General features: G+C 67.8%; 17 protein-coding genes. 15 read left to right on the forward strand and 2 right to left on the reverse strand.

The features are described from left to right. The 10 genes from AC6EUH_RS12680 (at position 1) to AC6EUH_RS12725 (ending at position 10088) form a co-directional block, all read left to right on the forward strand. Positions 1-1071: an alkene reductase gene (locus AC6EUH_RS12680; RefSeq protein ID WP_499738837.1), complete on the forward strand. Its 1071-nt coding sequence runs from the start codon at positions 1-3 to the stop codon at positions 1069-1071. 333 nt (positions 1072-1404) lie between these two features. Beyond that, positions 1405-2115: a GntR family transcriptional regulator gene (locus AC6EUH_RS12685; RefSeq protein WP_499738838.1), complete on the forward strand. Its 711-nt coding sequence runs from the start codon at positions 1405-1407 to the stop codon at positions 2113-2115. A 314-nt stretch (positions 2116-2429) separates the two neighbouring features. Next, positions 2430-3434: a sugar phosphate isomerase/epimerase family protein gene (locus tag AC6EUH_RS12690; protein WP_499738839.1), complete on the forward strand. Its 1005-nt coding sequence runs from the start codon at positions 2430-2432 to the stop codon at positions 3432-3434. A gap of 137 nt (positions 3435-3571) precedes the next feature. Beyond that, positions 3572-5329, forward strand: coding sequence for a dihydroxyacetone kinase family protein (locus AC6EUH_RS12695; RefSeq protein WP_499738840.1), 1758 nt, complete (start codon positions 3572-3574; stop codon positions 5327-5329). Next, positions 5326-5808 carry a ribose-5-phosphate isomerase gene (locus tag AC6EUH_RS12700; protein ID WP_056433554.1) on the forward strand — a complete coding sequence of 161 codons (483 nt, stop codon included), beginning with the start codon at positions 5326-5328 and terminating at the stop codon, positions 5806-5808. Before AC6EUH_RS12695 ends, AC6EUH_RS12700 begins: the two co-directional genes overlap by 4 nt. Before the next feature lie 2 nt (positions 5809-5810). After that, positions 5811-6797 carry a 3-hydroxyacyl-CoA dehydrogenase family protein gene (locus AC6EUH_RS12705; protein WP_200913091.1) on the forward strand — a complete coding sequence of 329 codons (987 nt, stop codon included), beginning with the start codon at positions 5811-5813 and terminating at the stop codon, positions 6795-6797. Positions 6798-6831: 34 nt separating this feature from the next. Then, positions 6832-7599: an SDR family NAD(P)-dependent oxidoreductase gene (locus AC6EUH_RS12710; protein ID WP_499738841.1), complete on the forward strand. Its 768-nt coding sequence runs from the start codon at positions 6832-6834 to the stop codon at positions 7597-7599. A 12-nt stretch (positions 7600-7611) separates the two neighbouring features. Further along, a complete protein-coding gene (locus AC6EUH_RS12715; protein ID WP_499738842.1) occupies positions 7612-7737 on the forward strand; it encodes a hypothetical protein in 126 nt (41 codons plus the stop codon). Positions 7738-7822: 85 nt separating this feature from the next. Then, positions 7823-9172 carry an MFS transporter gene (locus tag AC6EUH_RS12720; RefSeq protein ID WP_499738843.1) on the forward strand — a complete coding sequence of 450 codons (1350 nt, stop codon included), beginning with the start codon at positions 7823-7825 and terminating at the stop codon, positions 9170-9172. A gap of 118 nt (positions 9173-9290) precedes the next feature. Continuing rightward, positions 9291-10088: a triose-phosphate isomerase family protein gene (locus AC6EUH_RS12725; RefSeq protein WP_499738844.1), complete on the forward strand. Its 798-nt coding sequence runs from the start codon at positions 9291-9293 to the stop codon at positions 10086-10088. A 162-nt stretch (positions 10089-10250) separates the two neighbouring features. Here AC6EUH_RS12725 and AC6EUH_RS12730 read toward each other — a convergent pair whose 3' ends face one another. Continuing rightward, positions 10251-13874 carry a TM0106 family RecB-like putative nuclease gene (locus tag AC6EUH_RS12730; protein ID WP_499738845.1) on the reverse strand — a complete coding sequence of 1208 codons (3624 nt, stop codon included), beginning with the start codon at positions 13872-13874 and terminating at the stop codon, positions 10251-10253. Positions 13875-14044: 170 nt separating this feature from the next. Here AC6EUH_RS12730 and AC6EUH_RS12735 point away from each other — a divergent pair, with 170 nt between their 5' ends. The 5 genes from AC6EUH_RS12735 (at position 14045) to AC6EUH_RS12755 (ending at position 20890) form a co-directional block, all read left to right on the forward strand. Beyond that, a complete protein-coding gene (locus tag AC6EUH_RS12735) occupies positions 14045-14650 on the forward strand; it encodes an SOUL family heme-binding protein (protein WP_499738846.1) in 606 nt (201 codons plus the stop codon). A 152-nt stretch (positions 14651-14802) separates the two neighbouring features. After that, positions 14803-17205, forward strand: coding sequence for a Tex family protein (locus AC6EUH_RS12740; RefSeq protein WP_499738853.1), 2403 nt, complete (start codon positions 14803-14805; stop codon positions 17203-17205). 236 nt (positions 17206-17441) lie between these two features. Continuing rightward, complete coding sequence (locus AC6EUH_RS12745; protein WP_056433538.1) at positions 17442-18836, forward strand: OFA family MFS transporter; 1395 nt, start codon at positions 17442-17444, stop codon at positions 18834-18836. A gap of 1 nt (position 18837) precedes the next feature. Then, the gene (locus tag AC6EUH_RS12750; protein WP_499738847.1) at positions 18838-18981 is read left to right on the forward strand and encodes an MFS transporter small subunit; all 144 of its coding nucleotides are present in this window, start codon (positions 18838-18840) and stop codon (positions 18979-18981) included. Between the two features lie 145 nt (positions 18982-19126). Beyond that, entirely contained in the window at positions 19127-20890 is a 1764-nt protein-coding gene (locus AC6EUH_RS12755; protein ID WP_499738854.1) for a gamma-glutamyltransferase family protein, read from the forward strand. Between the two features lie 4 nt (positions 20891-20894). Here AC6EUH_RS12755 and AC6EUH_RS12760 read toward each other — a convergent pair whose 3' ends face one another. After that, entirely contained in the window at positions 20895-22031 is a 1137-nt protein-coding gene (locus tag AC6EUH_RS12760; RefSeq protein WP_499738848.1) for an alpha/beta hydrolase, read from the reverse strand. Positions 22032-22315: the final 284 nt, after the last annotated feature.

Consider the following 22315-nt stretch of genomic DNA (forward strand, 5'->3'; position numbering starts at 1 on the left):
ATGCTGTTTTCCCCGATGACTCTCGGCGAGCTGGAACTGCCCAACCGACTGGTGATGGCGCCGCTGACGCGCGTCCGCTCCGGCAAGGAAGGCATCCCCGGTCCTCTGCTGGTCGAGCACTATCGGCAGCGGGCGTCCCTCGGCCTGATCGTCAGCGAGGGCACGTACCCCAGCCGCGCCGGCCGGGGATTCCCCGGCCAGCCGGGCCTGGTGACCGAGGAGCAGCTCCAGGGCTGGTCGGAGGTTACGGCAGCGGTGCACGCCGAGGGCGGCCGGATCTTCGCCCAGGTGATGCACGCCGGACGCGTCACGCATGAAGACACGAACGGCGGCCACGAAGTTGTTGCGCCCAGCGCCATCGCGATCGACGGCCTGACCCGCACTTACGAGGGCAAGAAGCCGTTCCCCGTTCCCCGCGCCCTGTCCACCACGGAGCTTCCGAGCATCGTCCAGGAATTCGTCACCGCGTCCCGCAACGCGATCCGTGCAGGGTTCGACGGCGTCGAGCTGCACTCCGCCAACGGCTACTTGCTGCACGAATTCCTGTCGCCGTCTGCCAACCACCGCGAGGACGTTTACGGCGGCTCGCCCGCAAACCGTGCACGCTTCGTGATTGAAGTGGCACAGGCCGTCGCGGACGCCATCGGTGCGGACCGGGTGGGCATCAGGATCTCGCCGGAACACAACGTCCAGGGAGCTCTTGAGGTCGACGCGGCTGACGTCAATGAGACCTACACTGCCCTGGTGGATGCCTTGGCTCCCCTGAAGCTCGCCTACCTGAGCGTGCTGCACAAGGAACCCACCAGCGAGCTGGTGCAGGATCTGCGCGCCCGCTTCGGCGGCACCTTCCTGCTGAACTCGGGCTTCGGCGTCATCACCACCCGCGAGGAGGCCGTAGCCATAATCGAGGATGGCCACGCTGACGCCGTCGTCGTCGGCCGCCCCGCGATCGCGAACCCGGACCTGGTCCGCCGCTGGCGCGAAGGACTTCCGACCAACGAGCCGGACCCGTCCACCTTCTACACCGACGGCGCCGAGGGCTACACGGACTACCCGGCGTACCAGAACTAACACCGGCCCCGGCACGTCGCCGCCGCCAACAGCACGCGCGCCGCTGGACATGTGCCGCGCTAGTCACCACCAGTGGAAATGTCCCCGCGGCAGCCAGGCTAACCGTTGGACATGTCCCGCGTAACCCACCAACAGTGGGCAGAATGCCATTCTGCCCACTGTTGGTGCTTAAGGGTGGGCATGTCCCAGATGGGCGTGGCCTAACAATGGGCATGTCCCTCGGGTAGGGGAGTGAAAAGTGGGCATGACTCGTGTGCCCGGGAGTGAAGAATGGGCATGTCCGAGCACGGGACTTTGGGCGCTCCGATGCGGCCGGTCCTATAGGATTTGAGGATGCAACCAGCTTCGTCCGGGACCGGGCCTGAGATCCGCCCCGCAGGCCGTCCTGTCAGCCGTCAGGTTCTCGCGGACCACGTGTACGAGGAACTCCTGGCGTCGCTGATGGACGGGCGGCTCGAGCCCGGGGCCGCGGTGAGCATCGACGGAACCGCCCGGGAGCTCGACGTGTCCCCGACGCCGGTCCGCGAAGCACTTGCCAGGCTGGAACACACCGGTATGGTCCGCCGTGTGGCCCTCAAGGGGTACCGGGTTGCCCCGGTCTTCACCCAGGAAGATTTCGCCGAGCTGATGGAGGCACGCCTGGCGATCGAGCCGGTCAATGCCCGCCTCGCGTGCGCCCGGTTGACCCCGGCGCACCTCGCCAAACTTTCGCAGGCCGTCGCCGATCTCAAGAAGGCGCCGAGGGGCCCGTCGTTTGCCGAATACCGCGACTACCTAGAGGCCGACGAGCGCTTCCACCGGCTGATCGCTGAATACACCGGCAACCAGTTCATGGTTGCCGCCTACGCTGCCCTCGGCGGGCAGGTCCAGCGCTTCCGGCTCTTCGGGGGAGTGGGTATCACCGACGCCGAACACGCCATCGCCGAGCATCAGTCCGTGCTGGACGCGTTCTCCTCTGGCGATCCGGATAAAGCGGCCGCCGCCATGGCCGAGCATGTGCAGAGGGTCCGCGGCAGGGCCATCGCCGACGCGCCCGCAGGATAACGGACCCGCGCGCGCAGGTTGACGCCGAGGCCGGGCATCGCCGGCGCACGCGCTCGCCACCGCACCGGCAAACTGACTGGGCCCCTGACCCGGCTGACCAGCTCCCGTTACCCCGGCCAGCCAACACCCCGGCACAAGACTCTCGCCGCACGGGCTTGCGTACGGGGCTTCTTTGTGATGTTCCCTCGCCTTCCGCTCCCCGGAACTGCCCTATAGGATCTATGATTGTTACCAATCTGCCCGATGTGACCTTGACAACACTCTACGGATAGTAAATCCTATAGGAAACAGGATTCCACGAAGGAGTGAACCCCATGGCGTATACAGCCGAAAATTGGCCCATCACCGCAGCGCTCCTGCAGTTCCCGGGAACCGACGCACAGGGCAACCACATCAACGATGCCGAGGCCTCCGACTGGGCCGAGGTCCTCACCGAGGTCAAGGACGCCGGCTTTGCCAACGCTGACCTCACCGACAGCTGGGTCCGCCCCGGCGACCTGAGCACGGCCCGCCTGGCGGAATTCAAGCAGACCGCTGCCACCGTTGGCATCGGCATCCCCGTCATCTCCGCCATCCGCCGCAGCGTGATCGAGGAGCGGAACTGGGAAGCGAACCTGGCCTACAGCCACCGCACCATCGACGCCGCCGCGGAACTCGGCTGCGAAGTGGTCTCCTTCGGGCTGCACCAGGCGCTCACGCTCGAGCAGCGCAAGCAGCTGTGGTTCTGGACCGTCGAAGGGCACAAAGACCCAGTGGGGGACCAGGAAACCTGGGGCAAAGCCGTCACCAGGCTCCGCGAACTGGGCCGGCACGCAGCCGATGCCGGGATCCTCCTCTCCCTCGAAATGTACGAGGACACCTATCTGGGCACCGCGGACTCCTCCGTGCAGCTGGTCCAGGACATCGGACTGGACAATGTTGGCCTGAACCCCGACCTAGGCAACCTGATCCGCGTCCACCGCCCGATTGAGGACTGGCGCGAGATGGTGGCCAAGACGCTCCCGTACTCCAACTACTGGCACATGAAGAACTACATCCGCGATGAGGATGTGGCCCGCGACAGCTACGTCGCCATGCCCGCGCCGATGGAAAGCGGCCTCATCAACTACCGCGAGGCGTTCAAGATCGCCCTCTCGGTCGGCTTCCAGGGAATCCTCTGCACCGAGCACTACGGCGGCGACGGACTCAGTGTCACCGCCAGCAACCAGGACTACCTGCGGCGCCGGATCCTGCCGAAGACCGACAGCTACGCCCTCGGCCAGAGCCAGGTGGCACAGGGCCGGCGGCAGCCGGCGACGTCGGAACTCGCCGGCGTCTGACCCGGCGCCTAAACCGGCGCCTCACGCTGGCGCCTGGTGCGGCCGTCAAGTCATTTGGGGGCGGCCGCACCACCCCGATCTACTTCAGCTCTCTTTCCACTGCATTAGTTCTCCAACACGGATTCAATGAGGAAACCATGACCCAGATCTTCGACAATCCCGCTGATTTCGCGGATGAGGCACTGGACGGCTTCGTTGCGGCCAACCGCGGCTACGTTGCCCGTGTCGACGGCGGCGTCGTCCGTTCCACCGAGGTCCCGGCCGGGCAGGTCGCGCTGGTGGTCGGCGGCGGCTCCGGGCACTACCCCGCCTTCGCCGGCCTCGTGGGGCCGGGCCTGGCCGCCGCCTCGGCCTGCGGCAACATGTTCGCGTCGCCCGCGGCCGGCCAGGTCTACCGCGTGGCCAAGGCGGCCAACGCCGGCGGCGGCGTGCTGCTGAGCTACGGCAACTATGCCGGTGACGTCCTGCACTTCGGCCAGGCCCAGCTGCGCCTCAACGCCGAAGGCATTGAAACCCGCACCGTCCTGGTCACCGACGACATCGCCAGCGCCCCGCTGGACCAGATCGAGAAGCGGCGCGGCATCGCCGGCGACCTGACAGTCTTCAAGATCGCCGGCGCCGCTGCGGAGGCGGGACTGGACCTGGACGACGTCGAACGGCTCGCCATCCGGACCAACTACCGCACCCGCTCGTTGGGCGTGGCCTTCGACGGCTGCACGCTGCCCGGCGCGGACGCGCCGCTGTTCACTGTCCCGGCGGGGCACATGTCCCTCGGCCTGGGCATCCATGGCGAACCGGGCATTTCCGATCACCCCATGCCCACGGCCTCCGAACTGGCCGAGCTCCTGGTCAGTCAGCTGCTCGCTGACAAGCCTCACGACGCCGGCAGCCGCGTCGTGGCGATCGTCAACGGCCTCGGCACCGTCAAGTACGACGAGCTGTTCCTGCTTTTCGGAAAAATCGAAAAGCTTCTGGTCGCGGCCGGACTCACCGTGGTGGAACCCGAATGCGGCGAGCTCGTCACCAGCCTGGACATGTCCGGACTTTCCCTGACCCTGCTGTGGCTCGACGACGAACTGGAGCAATACTGGGCGGCCCCGGCCGACACCCCGGCATTCCGCAAGGGCAATCTGGCACCCCGGGCCCGCCGCGAACTCGCCGGTCCGGAAGCCGCAGAGGCCGCCGCCGTCGAACGCCCCACACCGGCCGCGGCAGAGCTCGGACGGCAGGCGGCCGCAGTGCTCCGCCAGGTCCGGGACGTCGTCGTCGAACACGAAGAGGAACTGGGCCGGCTGGACGCAGTCGCCGGCGACGGCGACCACGGCATCGGGATGCGCCGCGGCGTGGAAGCAGCGGTCACCGCGGCTGAGCAGGCGGCCGCGAACGACGGCGGCGCTTCGCCGGCGCGCGTCTTGACCGCCGCGGGGGAGGCCTGGAGCGAACGCGCGGGCGGCACCTCCGGCGCGCTCTGGGGATCCGCGATCATCGCCGCAGGGCTGGCGCTGGGAAACCGGGACAGCTACAGCGGCGGGGATGCCGCGGCCACGGTCACCGCCTTCGCCGCCGCGATCACCGAACTGGGCAAGGCAGACCCCGGGGACAAGACCATGGTGGACGCGCTGCTGCCTTTCAGGGACGCGTTCTGCACGGCGCTCGACGGCGGCGCTTCCGCCGGTGACGCACTCGCCGCCGCCGCGGCCGCCGCCCGGACCGCCGCGGACGGGACCGCGGACCTCCGCCCGCTCAAGGGACGCGCCCGGCCGCTCGCGGAAAAGAGCCTAGGCCACCCCGACCCGGGGGCGGTTTCGTTCGCCCTCATCGCAGCAAGAATTTCCGCCCACACAGACGGCCGGCTCGCTAACCCCGAACTGGCCAAGCAAGGAGCACAGGCATGAGCACAACAACAGGCTGGCGCGTCGTCGTCGGCAACGACGAGGCCGGCGTCGAATACAAGAACGCACTCAAAGCCCTGCTCGAGGCGGACCCGCGCGTCGCCTCCGTGCAGGACATCGGAGTCGGCGCCAACGACTCCACTGCCTACCCCCACGTCGCCGTGGACGCCGCACGCAAAGTCGCCGAGGGCGACGCCGACCGGGCCCTGTTGATCTGCGGCACCGGCCTGGGCGTGGCCATCGCGGCCAACAAGGTCCCGGGCATCCGCGCCGTCACCGCGCACGACAGCTATTCGGTGGAACGGTCCGTGCTCAGCAACAACGCCCAGGTCCTCACGCTCGGACAGCGCGTCATCGGCCTGGAACTCGCCAAAAAGCTCGTCAGCGAATGGCTGGGCCACCGCTTCGACGAAACCTCTTCCTCCGCCGCCAAGGTGGACGCCATCTGCTCCTACGAGCCCGAATACACGAAGGCAGTCTGACCATGACCGAATCAACAGGTAACGCCGCCGCCATCAACGCCGCCCGCAGGATCGCCGTCGTCGGCTCCGGATACATGGGCGGCGGGATCGCGCAGGTCCTGGCGCTCGGTGGTGCCCGCGTGGCGCTCGCCGATGTGTCCGCCGAAGTGGCGCAGAAGAACTACGAGCGGCTGCTCGCCGAATCGGACGAGTTCGTCGCTGCCGGGCTCTTCCCGGAAGGCTCCACCGCCATCCTGAAGGAAAACCTCTGGGCGGCCAAGGACATCGAGGAAGCCGTGGCAGATGCCGACTTCATCGAGGAAGCCGTCCCCGAAGTCATCGCCATCAAGCACCAGACGCTGGCGCGCATCAGCGCCGCCGCCCGCCCGGACGCCATCATCGGGTCCAACACGTCCACGATCTCCATCGCGGAGCTGTCCGAGCCCGTCGCCAACCCGGGACGCTTCCTGGGCGTGCACTTCTCCAACCCGTCCCCCTTCATCCCGGGCGTGGAAATCATCCCTCACGCCGGCACCTCAGCGGCCACCATCGGCGCTGTCCGCGAACTCGTCCACGCCGCGGGCAAGCAGACCGCCGTCGTCAAGGACGTCACCGGCTTTGTGCTCAACCGGCTCCAGTACGCCTTGTTCCACGAGGCCGCCCAACTGGTGGAGCAGGAGATCGCGACGGCGGAGGACATCGACACCCTGGTCCGCACCACCTTCGGTTTCCGGCTGCCGTTCTTCGGACCCTTCGCCATCGCCGACATGGCAGGGCTGGACGTCTACAACTTCTGCTACAAATCGCTGCAGACGGAGTTCCCGGAACGTTTCGCGACGCCGAAGGTCCTCAGCGACCTCGTCGACGCCGGGAAGCTTGGCACCAAGACCGGCGCCGGCTTCCTCAATGTCCCCGCCGAGCGCACCCCGGAACTCATCGCCTATCGGAACAAGGCGTACGTGGCCATGCAGAAGCTCATTGACGAGCTCGGCCCCGCCCCCATCAACTAAGCCCCGCCACTTTCACGCCTTCAGGAGCACTCCCATGAGCACTTTCCCCGCAGAACGCACCGCGATCGTCACCGGCGCCGTCTCGGAGCGCGGCATCGGCCGTGCGACCGCCAACTTCCTGGCCGCGCAGGGCTGGAACGTCGGCATCATCGATCTGGACGACGCGCTGTGCAAGGCAGCAGCCAAGGAACTGGCCGCCGAGCACGGCGTCAAGGCGTTCGGCGCCGGCGCCAACGTCTCCGACGAGGCGTCCGTCCGCGCGGCGATCGACGCGATCGAGGCCGAACTGCCGCAGATCGTCGCCCTGGCCAACGTGGCCGGCGTCAGCTCGCCGGTCCCGTATCTGGAACTCGACGCCGCCGAGTGGGACCGGGTGCTGAGCATCAACCTCAACGGCGTGCACTACGCCACCCGCCGGGTGGCCGAATCCATGGTGAAAAACAGGATCGGGCGCATCGTCAACATCTCCTCCGTCTCCGCGCAGCGCGGCGGCGGCACGTTCTCCAAGACGCCGTACTCCGTGGCCAAGGCCGGCGTGATCGGGCTGACCCGCTCCACGGCCCGCGAACTGGGCGAGTACGACATCACGGTAAACGCGATCTCGCCGGGTCCCATCGACACCGACATCATGGGCGGCACCCTCAGCGAGGAACGCAAGGACGAACTCACCAAAGACCTCGTGGTCAACCGCGTCGGCTCCACCCGGGACATCGCGGCCGCCATCGCCTTCCTCATCAGCGAGGACGCCGGCTACATCTCCGGCCAGACGCTGAATGTGGATGGCGGACTCTACATGCACTAGGGAAGAAGCAATATGGCACAGCCCAACAACACCCCCGCCTCAGGGTTCGCGTCCTGGAGCAAAGGACGGAAGCTCTATCTCGCCGTCGGAATCCTGGCCTGCCTGGCCGGAATCGTGATCATCGCCTTTTCACGCTAGGAACTTCTGCTGACCCGCTCCACCGTGTTTCGCACCTGATCCATCCCCTGAGTTACACCACTGATTGCTCGACGAGGAGTTTTTGATGTCCGTAACAACCACGTCCACTAGGGACCTCCTGGATACGCCGGTACTGAAATCGGCGATTTCCAAGGCGTCCTTCCGGCTGATGCCCATGCTGGTCATCCTCTATGTGGTCGCCTTCCTGGACCGCACCAACGTGGGCTTCGCCGAAGCCGCCCTGGGAGTGGACAGGGGCATCACGGCCGGCGCCTACGCTCTGGGCGCCGGGATTTTCTTCATCGGCTACGCCATCTTCGAGATCCCCAGCAACCTCCTGCTGACAAAGTTCGGGGCCAAGATCTGGCTGGCCCGCATCGCCATTACCTGGGGCATCGTCTCCGCGTGCTTCGCGTTTGTCCAGGGCGAGACCTCGTTCATCATCCTGCGGTTCCTCCTCGGTGTCACCGAGGCCGGGCTTTTCCCGGGCGTCATCATGTTCCTCGCCGCGTGGTTCCCCAACAAGGTCCGCGTCAAAATGTTTGCCATCTTCTACCTGGCGCAGCCCTTCTCGCAGATGCTGGGCGCGCCGCTGTCCGGCTGGCTGATCAACATCGGCGACCAGGTGCCCGGCGTCCAGGGCTGGCAGGTTATGTTCTTCGTGGAAGGCATGCTGGCGGTTGTGGCCGGCGTTGCCGCGTTCTTCTTCCTCATCAACAGCCCGCAGGACGCCAAGTTCCTCGACAAGGACGAGAAAAAGGCGCTACTGGACGTCATGGCGCTGGAGGACTCCGTCAAGGAGGAGACCGGCCCGCGCGGCGTGCTCGCCGCCATGAAGAACGGCAAGGTCTGGTACTTCACGGTCATTTACTTCTGCCTCCAGATCGCCGTCTACGGTGTGACGTTCTACCTGCCGCAGCAGGTCGCCCAGCTGACCGGCCAGAAAGTCGGCTTCGCGGTGGGCATGCTGGCCGCCATCCCGTGGTTCTTCGGCATCTTCGCCTGCTACTTCATCGGCAAGGCCGCAAACACCGTGATCCGCCGTCGCGTCTGGGGCACCGGGCTGTTCATCTCCACCGGCCTGTGCATCTTCGGGTCCGCGTGGGCGGGCGCCAACCACCTTCCGGTGCTGGGCATCCTCTTCATCACGCTGGCTGTCTGTAGCTTCCTGTCCATCGGTCCCATCGCCTGGTCCTACCCGACGGCGTTCCTCACCGGCACCGCCGCGGCGGCGGGCATCGGCCTCATCAACTCCCTGGGCAACCTGGGCGGTTTTGTGGCTCCGATCCTGCGGACCTCGGTCAACCAGATCACCGCCTCGGACACCGGAACCATGGGTGTCTACGCCCTGGGTGTGCTCCCGTTCCTGGCCGCGGTCATGATGTTCGCGACCAAGCGGTTCAAGAACAAGGCCGACGACCTGCTGGAGCAGTAGATACCGTTCAGGGGCCTCCGGCGCGCTTGGCGCGCACTTGGCGCGCCGGGCGCGCCGGGCGCATCAACGGGTCCAGCCGCATCAACCGGTTCGCCGGTTCGAGTAGAAAGCACCAACAATGCAGCAAAGTGACACCAGCCCGACCACCCCGCCACTGCTGGTGGGTGTCAGCTCCAAGATGTATCTGGGCTACCAGGACAGCCTGGAGTGGCTGGCGCAGCTGCGCCACGAAGTGGACACCCGTCCGGCCCTCGCGGCCGGGCGGGTTGTCCCGTTCGTGATTCCGTCGTTCCCGCTCCTCCCGGCGGCCGCCGCGCTTCTGGACGGTTCACTGCTGTTGCTGGGTGCGCAGAACTGCGGCTGGGCAGACGGGCCGTGGACCGGGGAAGTGGCCCCGTCCATGCTCGCGGAGCTCGGCGTCGGTCTCGTTGAGATCGGCCACGCGGAGCGCCGCCGGCACTTCGGCGAAGACGAAGCCATGATCGCCCGCAAGGTCAGGGCCGCGGCGGCAGCCGGGCTGACACCCCTCCTCTGTATCGGAGAGTCCGACCACGGCAGTGCCGCCGACGCCGCGGCATTTGTGTACCGCCAGATCCGGTCGGCCGTGGACGGCGACTGGGAGCTCGCCGGCCGGCTCGTCCTCGCGTACGAACCCGTCTGGGCCATCGGTGCGGCAGTGCCCGCCGCCGCCGGGTACGTGTCCGACGTCGTCCGGCAGCTCCGCAGTCACCTCGCCCCCACGGGGCTGGGCAACCTTTCTGTCATCTACGGCGGCTCGGCCAAGCCAGGTCTCCTGCCGACGCTCGACGGCGTCTCCGGTCTGTTCCTGGGCAGGTTCGCGCACGATCCGGCGAACTTCGGAGCGGTGCTGGATGAAGCACTCCTGCTGGCCGAGGGCATCCCGGCGTCCCGCTGAGCATGTCCCGCCGTGGCCCACGTGCACCGCTGGACATGCCCCGCGGGAGCCACGAGCACTGGGCAGAATGCCATTGTGCTCACTGGTTACGGCGAAGAATGAGCATGTCCCCTGAATGCGCTGACAAAGAATGTGCATGTCCGGCTGGCAGGCGGGCAAAGCTCAGGAAGCCGCTGACCGCTGGCACAGCCCGATGAATCCGCCCAGCTGCTCCAGGCCCTCGGGGTGCGCGGGGAGGTAGTTGGTCAGCTCGGGCGCCCGGATGACGACGGCGCGCCATTGGCCGCGGGAGACTGCCACGTTGATCCGGTTGCGCGAGAGCAGGAACTCCATGCCGCGCGGCGCCTCGGCCACCGCCGAGCATGCCATGGACACAATCACGACGGCGGCTTCCTGGCCCTGGAACTTGTCGACCGTTCCCACCCGGACGCCGGCATGGCCCGCGGCATCGAGGGCATCGCGGATGACGTTGACCTGGGCGTTGTAGGCGGCCACCACCAGGATGTCGGCGGCGTCGAGCGGCCGGGTACCCTGCTCCGCATGCCAGCTCAGCCCCAGATGGCGCCGCACCTGGCGGACCACCTCGGCGGCCTCCTCCGGGGAGGACGTGATGTTGCCGCTGTGCTCCACCATGACGGTTTCGATCCCGGCCGGAACTCCATCGAGCCGCCGGAGGTCAGCGGCCGGGGCCGAGCGCAGCCTGCTCTCATAGGAAAGTTCGGAAACGGCCCGGCACAGCTCGGACGTCATCCGCCACGAGTCAGCGAGGAAATAGCCAAGTTCCGGCGGAAGTGTGGCATGACCGGTGGAAACCCAGCCCAAGGCCGATTCGTTCACGGGTTCGGGGTGTGCACCCTGGCTGACCTGCGGCAACTGCTGGGGATCACCGAGCAACAGCAGCCGGCTGCTGGCCTGGGCCACGGCCAGAGTATTGGCCAGGGAGAACTGACCGGCCTCGTCGATCACCAGCAGATCCAGCGACCCGGCCGGGACATTGGATCCCGTCATCGTCCACGCCGTGCCGCCGATCAGCGCCCCGCCGGGCGAGCCGAGCAGTCGCGCTACATCCTTCGCCGAACGCTGCTCCCATGGAAGGGAATCCGCGTGTTTCACTTCCTTGGCGACTCGGGCGGGATCGACTCCGGCCTTGGTCACCGCCGTCTTCAGCAGGTTCTCCACCACGGCATGCGACTGGCCGACAACGCCGACTTTCCATCCGCGGGCCACCAGCCGGGCGATGACGTGCGATCCCACATGGGTCTTGCCGGTCCCGGGCGGACCCTGCACCGCGACATAGGAATGATCCAGGGCGCCGACGGCGTCCGTGATTGCGTCGATGAACCGGTCCGGGCCTTCACCGGGGGAGGGCAGCCGCGCCCCTGCGCCAAGGCGCGGCGGAACCCGGCGGACCAGATCCAGGGCCGGATGATGCGGAAAAGCGGACGGGCTGGCCTGCAACGCCGCGGTGACGCCGGAGGCCAAGACTGCCAGGGCGTCCTCGAGGCTCTTGGTCTGGATGGGTTGGTCCTCGGTCAGCGCAACCGGCACCTGGGCGTACGGTTCGATGGCCCTGCGGAGCTTGTCCCGGATGACGACGGTGTCCTTGCCGTCCTCGTGGCCCAGCTCCAGGACCTCGGTGCCGAACCAGCCGTTGCGTCCGGTCCCGTTGATCCCCGTGCCCTCGAGCCCGGCCGGAAGCGGCGGCTCGTACATACGGAACCACGTGCTGCCTTCACGGAGGTCAGAGCCCGGGCTGACCGTGCCGATCAGTTTCACCCTCCGTTCCGGAAGCTTGGCGCCGTCCTTCCACCAGTCGTCGAGCACCTCCGCCTCCTCGACCAGGAAAACGTTGCGGTCCTGCTGGTGATGCGTGTCCGGACCGTGCTCACAGCGGTCGAAGTGCGCCCACCAGAACGCTTTGCGCTCCCGGCGGTGATAGCTGACCGCTGCCGCCAGCATGGACACCGCCTTCCGGTCGTCCTCGGACAGCCCGACGCCGGGCCCCGCCAGCTCGGCCAGCGCCACTTCCAGCGGGTCCACGTCAGCGGAATCCGCTCCCGCGTCCGTTCCGGAATCCGCGCCCGCGCCGGCCGCCGTCGTTGCGGTGCCGGATGCCACGTCGGCGCCCGGCCGGATGCCGCGGGCACGGGCCAGACCCAGGAGCCAGTTCCGGAGTTCCAGGGTGGAGAGGCAGTCGTATTCGTTGTAGTCGGAGATCCCGGCGAGGATGGTGGCGGCTTCCTCGGCCCGGCCGTCGTCGCGCGCATCGCAGTAGTGGGCATAAGCAACCACCGAGGCGCCGGCGTCCTTCACATCCCCGGAGCGCAGGTTGGTCCCCATGTAGAGCGGCTCGAGCTTCTTGATGCTGTAGGAATTCTCGGAAATCCGGATGCTGTTCCGGACGGTCTGGTACAGATCCACCAGGAGCCCGTCCCGCAGCCACCCGTCGACGATGTCCTCGCCGGCAACGTGCATCACAGAGAGCTTCCGGAGCGCCGTCTTCTCGTAGGCGGCGTAGTGGTAGACGTGCATGTCCGGGTAGTCCTGCCGGCGCTTCTGCACATACTCGAGGAAGTCGAGGAAGGCCTGTTTCTCCGCCTCCCGGTCGTGGGCCCAGAACGGTTTGAACACTCCCGCGACGCCGGGTCCCGTCGGCGCCTCGACGACGCCGAACAGATACTCCAGCCCCCAGACTCCGGTGGCGGCTTCCTGCCACAGCGGATCGCCCTCGAAGTCGAAGAAGATGTCGCCGTCGCTGGGCGGGGGAAGCTCGGCCAGCGTGTTTTCGGGAATCACGCCGAAGCGGATGCTGTGCTCTTCGCCGTCCTTGCTGAACCGGACCTCACCGTCCGCTGCGCCGACGCCGCTCTGCATCCGGGCCTGGTCCTGCAGGCGCAACAGCGAGGCGTTGGGATTGGCCAGGGCGGCTTCCGCGAGCTCCCGGACCGTGCGGATACCGTCGGCACGGAGTTTCTTGCGCTGGGCCGAGTTCATCCGCGCCACGAGGAGCAGGTCATCGGTGGCGGCGACCTGTTCCTGGCAGTAGTCGCAGCGGCCGCAGGCGGTGAGCCCGGGCGTCTCCCACTGCACGGTGCCGGGCTGCGCCAGATGCGAGGAGGTCAGGGCCAGGAAGCGGTCCCGCCGCTCGCGGAAGACCGGCAGGATGTCCGAGAGTTTGTGGTGGCTGCGGACGTAATCGTAGCCGCCGTCCGGGAGCTGAACCGTGGCGCCCAGGACCAGTGTCACCATCGGATCCGGGGTGATCCCGGCCTGCAGCAACTGGTCGCCGTAGGCGGCAAGCTGGAGCAGCGCGGTCACCTTGGCGTGGCGGGCCAGCTTCGTGTCGAACACGGCGTAGCTGCCGTCTGCCTGGCGGACCAGGAAGTCCGAGCGGCCATGGAACCGGCCGTCGAAGAAGGCGGCCTGGAAGACCACGTCGGCGCCGGAACGCAGGGCATCAATGGACTCGCGGTGCTTGGCCAGCAAAGTGGCGCGGTCCATGGCCGCAGCCGGGACGACGTCGTAAACGCCGCGTCCGGCGGCCGGATCCCAGGGTCCGAATTCCTCCACGAAACCGTCGAGGACCTTGCGCTCGTGACGGTCGCCCAGCACGGCGGCGTGCCGGAGCATCTCGTCGTCGTCGAACACCGCCCTGGGGGACCGGCCCAGCTTCTCGTCGAGCTTCCGGAGCAACTGGTACTCGCAGCCGGCCGCGATGACGAGGTCGCTCGCGGAAAAGACCAGGTCCTGTGCGGAACCCGGCACTTCCGGTTCAAGAAAAAACACTGTGCCCCCGATGCTTACTGCCGTGTGGAAGGTTTTGCCGCCTGGGGTGTGCAGTCAGCGCAGCCTCGCCGTGTGTTCTTCAAGCTACCAAAGCCCTCTGACAATCCGTCGACCACAGCGGCCGGAACGGGCTGGTTCTTGTCGGAGGCCCGGCGTATGGTCTGAGGACCATGACCGAACAGCAACCATATGAGATGGTCCAGCGCTTCGCGCACTTCGAGCTGCGCCGTTATCCCGCGTATGTTGTGGCCGAAATACAGGTCAAGACGACGTTTGACCGGGCCGGGAATGCTGCCTTCCGGCCTCTGTTCAACTACATCAGCGGCAGCAACAACGCCCGTCAGAAGCTGGCAATGACGGCTCCGGTGATCCAGGAGCCCGGTCCTTCGCAGAAGCTGGCCATGACCGCCCCGGTGCTCCAGAGCGGTCCGCTGCCGGGTAGCGACGGTACCGCTGACTTTGTGGTCGCCTTCGTACTCCCCGCTGGCCTGACGGCGGAGACCGCCCCGGTCCCCGTGAACTCCCAGGTCCAGATCCGGACCGTCCCCGGGTCCCTGACAGCTGCCCTTCGATTCTCGGGCAGCGGCTCGGAAGCTGCCTTTGAACGGCGCAACGAGGGCCTCCAGGCGGCCCTGGTGCTGGCCGGTCTGACGGCCCTGGGCCCGCCCCGGTTCGCCCGCTTTGATCCGCCGTTCAAACCGTGGTTCCTCCGCCGCAACGAGGTCCTTCAGGACGTGCAGGAGTCTCCTCCAACATCGGGCGAGCCCGGCCCCTGACCCCGGTGAGGCAAAATGGCAGGGTGACCCAACTCCCGCAGCGCCCCTCCCCGTCAGCCTCCGCCACGCCCGCAACGAGCCAGCCCGCCAGGACCCAGGCGCCCCATGCCCCGTCGCCCAAAACTCAAGCGCCGCAGACCCAGGAATCCGGCATCGCCGCCCAGATTGCCGCAGAACTGGGCGTGCAGGCCTGGCAGGTCAAGGCCGCTGTGGACCTGCTCGACGCCGGGTCCACTGTGCCCTTCATCGCCCGGTACCGCAAGGAAGCCACCGGGACGCTCGATGACACCCAGCTCCGCGACCTCGAGGAGCGGCTGCGCTACCTGCGCGAGCTGGAGGACCGCCGTCGGACCGTCTTGGAAGCGATCGCAGCGCAGGGCGCGCTGACTCCGGAACTGCAGGCCGCCGTCGTCGGCGCCGACACGAAGTCGCGCCTGGAGGACATCTACCTGCCGTTCAAGACCAAGCGGCGGACCAAAGCGCAGATTGCCCGCGAAGCCGGGCTGGAGCCGCTGGCCGACGCGCTGCTGAAGCGGCCCGAGCTGGACCCCGAACGTGAAGCCCACAAGTACCTCAACGCGGAGCATTCCATCGGGGATGCCGCCGCGGCGCTCGCCGGGGCGCGTTCCATTCTGGTGGAACGCGTCGCCCAGGACGCCGATCTGGCCGCCACCCTGCGGGAGCGGCTATGGACGCAGGGCAGGATGGTGTCCCGGGTGAAGAAGGGCAAGGACGCCGAGGGGCAGAAGTTCAAGGACTACTTCGAGTTCTCCCAGCAGCCTTCGGGGATGCCCTCGCACCGCGTCCTGGCGCTGCTGCGCGGCGAAAAGGACGGCGTTCTGGAGCTGGACCTCGCTGAGGCAGAACCGAACGACGACGCCGCCCTCACCGCCGCGCGCGGCCGCTACGAAGCCGCCGTGGCCCGCTTCCTCGGGGTCGCCGACCGCGGCCGGCCCGCCGACGCCTGGCTGCTCCAGACCGCGCAGCTCGCCTGGCGCTCGCGGGTGCTGGCCCGGCTGACCGCGGATCTGCGGAGCCGGATGTTCGCGGCCGCCGAAGACGAGGCCGTGCGGGTCTTCGCTGCCAACCTCCGGGATGTGCTCCTCGCGGCGCCGGCGGGAAACCGTGCCACCCTGGGCCTGGACCCGGGACTGCGCACCGGGGTCAAGGTGGCGGTGGTGGACGGCACGGGCAAAGTGGTGGCGACGGACACCATCTACCCGCACGCCCCGGCCCGGAAATGGGACGAGGCGCTGCGGACCCTCGTCACCCTCGCCCGGAAGTTCGGCGTCGAACTCGTGGCGATCGGCAACGGCACAGCCTCGCGGGAAACGGACAAACTCGCCGCTGAACTGCTCAAACAGCTCGCCGCCGGCCCGGACACTGCGCACCAGGGCGGCAAGCCGCAGAAAATCGTGGTGTCGGAGGCCGGCGCCTCGGTGTATTCGGCCTCGGCGCTCGCCGCCGCCGAGCTGCCCGGCATGGATGTGTCCCTGCGCGGCGCCGTGTCCATCGCCCGGCGCCTGCAGGATCCGCTGGCGGAACTCGTGAAGATCGAGCCGAAGTCGATCGGCGTCGGGCAGTACCAGCACGACGTCACCGCCGCCAAGCTGGACCGCAGCCTCGACGCGGTGGTCGAGGACTGCGTGAATGCCGTGGGCGTGGACGTGAACACCGCCTCGCCGGCGCTGCTGAGCCGCGTGGCCGGCGTCGGGCCGCTCCTGAGCGAAAACATTGTGGCGTACCGGAACGAGCACGGCCCGTTCACCAAGCGCACCGAACTGAAAAAGGTGCCGCGACTGGGCGCCAAAGCGTTCGAACAGTGCGCCGGGTTCCTGCGCATCACCGGGGGAGCCGAACCCCTGGATGCCTCCAGCGTGCACCCCGAGGCCTACCCGGTGGCGCGGAAAATCAAAGCCGCCGCCGGCGGGAAGGGGCAGGCCGCGGGAAGCTACGCCACGCTGAATCCTCAGGACTTTGTTGACGGCTCCTTCGGCCTGCCCACGGTGCAGGACATCATCGCCGAACTCGAGAAGCCCGGCCGTGACCCGCGACCGGCCTTCGCGGCGGCGACGTTCTCGGAGGGCATCGACAAGATCTCCGACCTCCGGCCCGGGATGGTGCTGGAGGGGACCGTGACCAACGTGGCGGCGTTCGGTGCGTTTGTCGACGTCGGGGTGCACCAGGACGGCCTGGTCCACGTCTCCGCGCTGGCCAACCGCTTCGTTTCCGATCCCCGCGACGTGGTCAAGTCCGGCCAGGTGGTGCGCGTCAAGGTGCTGGAGGCCGATCCGGAACGCAAGCGCATCTCCCTGACCTTGAGGCTCGACGACGAACCGGCCGCGCCCGGCGGGCGTGCGGCGGCGCAGGCGCCGTCCAAGCAAGCGCCGCCGAGGCAGAACTCTGGTCAGCCGTCCGGGAAGCCGTCTGCTCAGCCGTCCGGGAAGCCGGCGCCCGACCGGCGGACGCCTGCCAGGCAGCCGCAGAAGCCGACGCCGGCACCGGCCAACACGGCGATGGCCGAGGCGCTCCGGAAGGCCGGACTCGGAAAGTAGGTTTCGGGAGTCGGCCCTCGGGAGGTAGGCCCGGGACTCGGCCGCCGAGAGGTGGGCCCGAAAGCGGGCCGCCGAGGGCATCACCACCGCTCGTCGCGGAATTCCTACCGCTTGTCGCACAAGTAGTACTTTTGCTGTCGATCTGCACCATGATTGCCGGAGGCAACGGCCCGATCTGGGGCCTTCGCCTCTATGCACTGGGACACCGACGTCTTCGACAAGCAAGAGGAGCACTCATGGGCTGGCTGGACCGTGAACGAACGATCGCCCCGCCGGGATTCAACCGGTGGCTGGTGCCGCCCGCCGCGCTCGCTGTGCACCTGTGCATCGGCCAGGCGTACGCCACGAGTGTCTACAAGACTGCGCTGGTAAAGCACTTCGGCGCCAGCCTGACTGAAATCGGCGTGATCTTCTCGATCGCGATCGTGATGCTCGGCCTCTCCGCCGCGATCATGGGCACGTGGGTGGACAAGAACGGCCCGCGCAAGGCGATGTTTACCTCGGCCGTGTTCTGGGCCAGCGGCTTCCTGGTCGGCTCGCTCGGGATCTTCAGCGGCCAGTTGTGGCTCGTTTACCTCGGCTACGGATTCATCGGCGGCATTGGCCTGGGCATCGGCTACATCTCGCCGGTGTCCACCCTCATCAAATGGTTCCCCGACCGCCCGGGCCTCGCGACCGGCATGGCCATCATGGGCTTCGGCGGCGGCGCCCTCATCGCCAGCCCGGTCTCCACCGCGCTGCTGAAGATGTACGACCCCAACTCCGGCGCCAAGGGCTGGGTTGCCAGTGGCGACTCCGTCGGCAAGCTCTTCCTGACCCTCGCCGTCGTGTACCTCGCGTATATGATGTTCGGCGCGTTCACCATCAAGGTCCCGGCCGAGGGATGGAAGCCGGCCGGTTTCGACCCGGCTAAGGTGAAGGCCGCCACGCTGGTCACCACGGACAACGTCTCCGCGAAGAACGCCGTCAAGACCAGGCAGTTCTGGCTCGTCTGGATCGCCCTCTTCTGCAACGTGACAGCGGGAATCGGCATCCTGGAGCAAGCCGCACCGATGATCCAGGACTTCTTCCGCCAGTCCGACGGCGTGTCCCTGGTGAGCGCCGCCGTCGCCGCCGGCTTCGTGGGGCTGCTCTCGATCGGCAACATGTCCGGCCGCTTCGCCTGGTCCGCCACCTCGGACGTGACCGGCCGCAAGCGCATCTACATGATGTACCTCGGCGTCGGCGCCGTGCTCTACACGGTGCTGGCGCTGGCCGGCTCCACCAGCACGTTCCTCTACGTGGCGCTCGCGTTCGTCATCATCTCCTTCTACGGCGGCGGCTTCGCGACCGTCCCGGCCTACCTGCGCGACCTGTTCGGCACGTTCCAGGTCGGGGCGATCCACGGCCGGCTCCTGACGGCGTGGTCCGCGGCCGGTATCGCCGGGCCATTGATCGTCAACGCGTTCCTGGACGCCCAGGGCAAGCCCGGCCAGTTGACCGCAGCGTCCTACCAGCCCGCCCTACTGACCATGGTGGGGCTGCTGGTGATCGGCTTTGTGGCGAACCTGCTGGTCAAGCCGGTCGACGCCCGGTTCCACGAACCACGCCCCGACCGTGTCCGCTCCGAAGAACCTGCCATGGAGGCCTGAGATGAGTAGTGCGCAGACAACTGTGAACCCGACACCTGTAAACCCGTCGACCGGGAAGCTGGTGGTCGCCTGGGCGCTGGTGGGAGTGCCGCTGGGCTACGGCGTGTACGAGACCTTGACCCGTGTGGCGGCCCTCTTTGGCTGACACCGCCACAGGGTTCCCGGCTTCGCCGCGCACCCGCACGGGGGAGCCCCGAGTGGAGCCCCTGGCGGGCATCGCGCCAGCGTCCCCGGCGTTCACCCGGCCCGATACGTTCACCACCAGGCCCACCCTGCAGGGCACCTTCGGGATGAGTGCCTCCACGCACTGGCTGGCGACGGCGGCCGCCCAGGCGGTGCTGGAGCGCGGCGGCAACGCGTTCGACGCCGCGACGGCGGGAGCCTTCGTGCTGCACGTCGTCGAGCCGCACCTGAACGGGCCCGGCGGGGACATGACCGGGGTCTTCGTCACCGCGGACGAGCCCGGCCGGCCCGTGGTCCTCATGGGGCAGGGCCCGGCCCCCGCCGGAGCCACGGTGGAGCACTACCTCGCGGAGGGCCTGGATCTGGTGCCCGGCTCTGGCGCGCTGGCCGCCGCGGTTCCCGCCGCCGTCGACGCCTGGCTCCTGCTGTTGCGAGACCACGGGACCTGGGAACTGGGCGACGTACTGGACTTCGCGATCGGCTACGCCCGCGACGGGCACCCGATGCTGGGCAGGGTGGGGACCACCATCGCCGCCGTGGCGGAGCTGTTCCAGATGCACTGGCCGACGTCGGCTGGGCTGTGGATGCCCGGAGGCAGGATCCCGGCTGAAGGGGAGCTGGTCCGCAATCCTGCCTACGCCCGGACGCTGCAGCGGCTGGTCGACGCCGGGACCGCCGGGCCGGCTGGGCATTCGCGCGAAACCAGGATCGACGCCGCCCGCCGCGAGTGGCGCGAGGGCTTCGTGGCCAAGGCCATGGTGGAGTCGGTCCAGACCCCGCACCGGCATTCCTCAGGTACGGATCACCGCGGTGTCCTCGCACTGGAGGACCTCTCCGGATTCGAGGCTGGCTACGAGGACGCCGCCACGGTGGAATTCCGCGGACACACCATCGCTAAGACGGGACCGTGGGGGCAGGGTCCCGCGCTGCTCCAGACGCTCGCCATTCTCGAAGGGTTCGACGACGAGTACCTCGATCCGTCCACCGAACTCGGCGCGCACACCATCCTGGAAGCCCAGAAGCTGGCGCTCGCGGACCGGGAAGCGTACTACGGCGACACGGATGTGCCGTTGAACTATCTCCTGTCCGCCGACTACTGCGCCCGCCGCCGGGCGCTGATCGGAGAGCAGGCATCACACGAATTCCGGCCCGGCACGGTCCCCGGATATGAGCCGTATGTGCCCACACTGCGTACCCACTACGAGCCGCCGACGGGTCCGGGTTCAGAGGGGTCGGCCGGGCTGGGAGTGGGGGAGCCTACCGTGGCGCCGAGCGGGGAGACCCGCGGCGATACCTGTCATATCGACGTCGTGGATCGCTGGGGCAACATGGTCTCGGCCACGCCGTCGGGTGGCTGGCTGCAGTCCTCGCCGGCCATCCCGGAATTGGGCTTCTGCCTCGGCACCCGGCTGCAAATGACCTGGTTGGAGCCGGGAACGCCCTCTACCCTGACACCGGGGAAGCGGCCGCGGACAACCCTCACGCCAACTCTTGTGCTGCGGGACGGCGAGGCCGTGACCGCTCTTGGTTCGCCGGGCGGCGACCAACAGGATCAATGGCAGCTGCCGTACCTGCTGCGCACGATTGTCGGCGGCTACTCGCCGCAGCAGGCCATTGATGCCCCCACTTTCCACACAACGTCGATGCCCGGTTCGTTCTGGCCGCGCACCTGGGAGCCCGGCGGCGCCGTCGTCGAGGAGCGGCTGGGCGAGGACGTTATCGCGGGACTTGAGCGCCGTGGTCATGTCGTTACCGTCGTGGGCGGCTGGACGCTGGGACGCCTGTCCGCCGTCGTGCGGAATCCTTCGACCGGGGTTCTGCGGGCGGCGGCGAATCCCCGCGGCGCGCAGGGTTACGCCGCGGGGCGATAACGGGCTATCCGCGAGGGCCGGAACCGAGCCGGTCCATGAATCGGCTCGATTCCGCGGCGATCTGCAGCTGCGCCTCTTGGCGGGAGATGCCTGGCTCGCCGTCGCCGGGCTGTTCGCCGTAGTCCCCGAAAAACGCGTGCACTCCGCCCTCCACCGTCGCGAAACCGGTGGCCGGCGGTAGCAAGGCCTTCGACGCCGAGATCTTGTCCGGAGTGGTGAGTCCGTCATTGGAGCCGGAGATGGACAGCACCGCGAGGTCGACGGCGTCCGCCATGCTTTCCGCGGGGTACGAAGCAAACAATAAGAGCCCGGAGACGTCCCGGTTCGACGTCGCGAAGGAGGATGCGCTGACTCCTCCCAGCGAATGGCCGCCGACTGCCCAGGAAGTGATCTCGGGATGTTCGTCCATCGTGCCGCGGGCTTGGCTGCTGTCCAGCAAGGGGATGCCCAGGGGTACTTTCAGGATGACAACAAGATAACCCGCGTTCGCGAGCGGCCCAAGGATGTCTTGATACGCGCGCGCGTCAACCCGTGCTCCCGGGTAAAAGACGAGTCCCGCGCGGGCCTTTCCTTCCGGGGCGAGGGTTATGGTGGTGGCGTCTTCGGTGGTGGTCCCCGTGGTTTGGCCCTCCGCTCCGCTGGGCTGGTAGGGGAACGGATTGAGCCACGCCAGCCCCGCAACGAGACCCAGGACGGCCAGCCGTCCCGCGAGGCCCCGGACCAGCTGCCAGCGCGAGACTGAGCGCCGGCTTGGCTGGTGGGTTCCCGGACCAAGCCGTTTGCTTCGAGGCCAGCCTTCGAGCAGATTGGTGCGTTTGACCAGCACGAACGCCCAGAGGAGGCCCGCTGCGGCAGCAACCATCAGGAGCGCAGGCAGCGCCGGGTGGCCGCCGAGAACGGCGCTGTTGCTCAGCAGCATCCAGAGCGGAACCAGGATCAGCGCGCCCGCGGCGAGGGCGCCGCCCCAGTCCAGGACTGCGACGTCATGCCCGTGGGCCTGCACCCGGGCGCACTGTTGAGCGCTGTCAGCCGGGCTGTTCAACGGAGGGGCGGCGACGTCCTGCTCGTTGGCCTGCACCGGGGCGCTCTGTTGAGCGCTGTTAGCCGGGCTGCCGGGGTCCTCCGGCGTCGCATCCTTCACGATTCGATGTTATCTCCATCATCGAGATAACTGGATACCCTCGCCCCCGGCGTCCCGAACGGCACATCTGATCAGCGTCCGCGAGCCTCCAGCCAGATAGTGCACCCCAGGCGTTAGCCGCTTTTTGCGCGGCCGGTGTCAGGCGGCGGTGTTGAGGTTTGCGGGGTGGAAGTAGTTGTTGCGTCGGGGTTTTTGGCGTGGGTCGATGTGCGGGGGCGGGATGAACCAGGGGATACCGGTGCGGATTTGGATGGTCCATTGCTCTTTGTGGATCACGTGGTGGT

The sequence above is a fragment of the Arthrobacter sp. 001422645 genome (assembly GCF_059816125.1).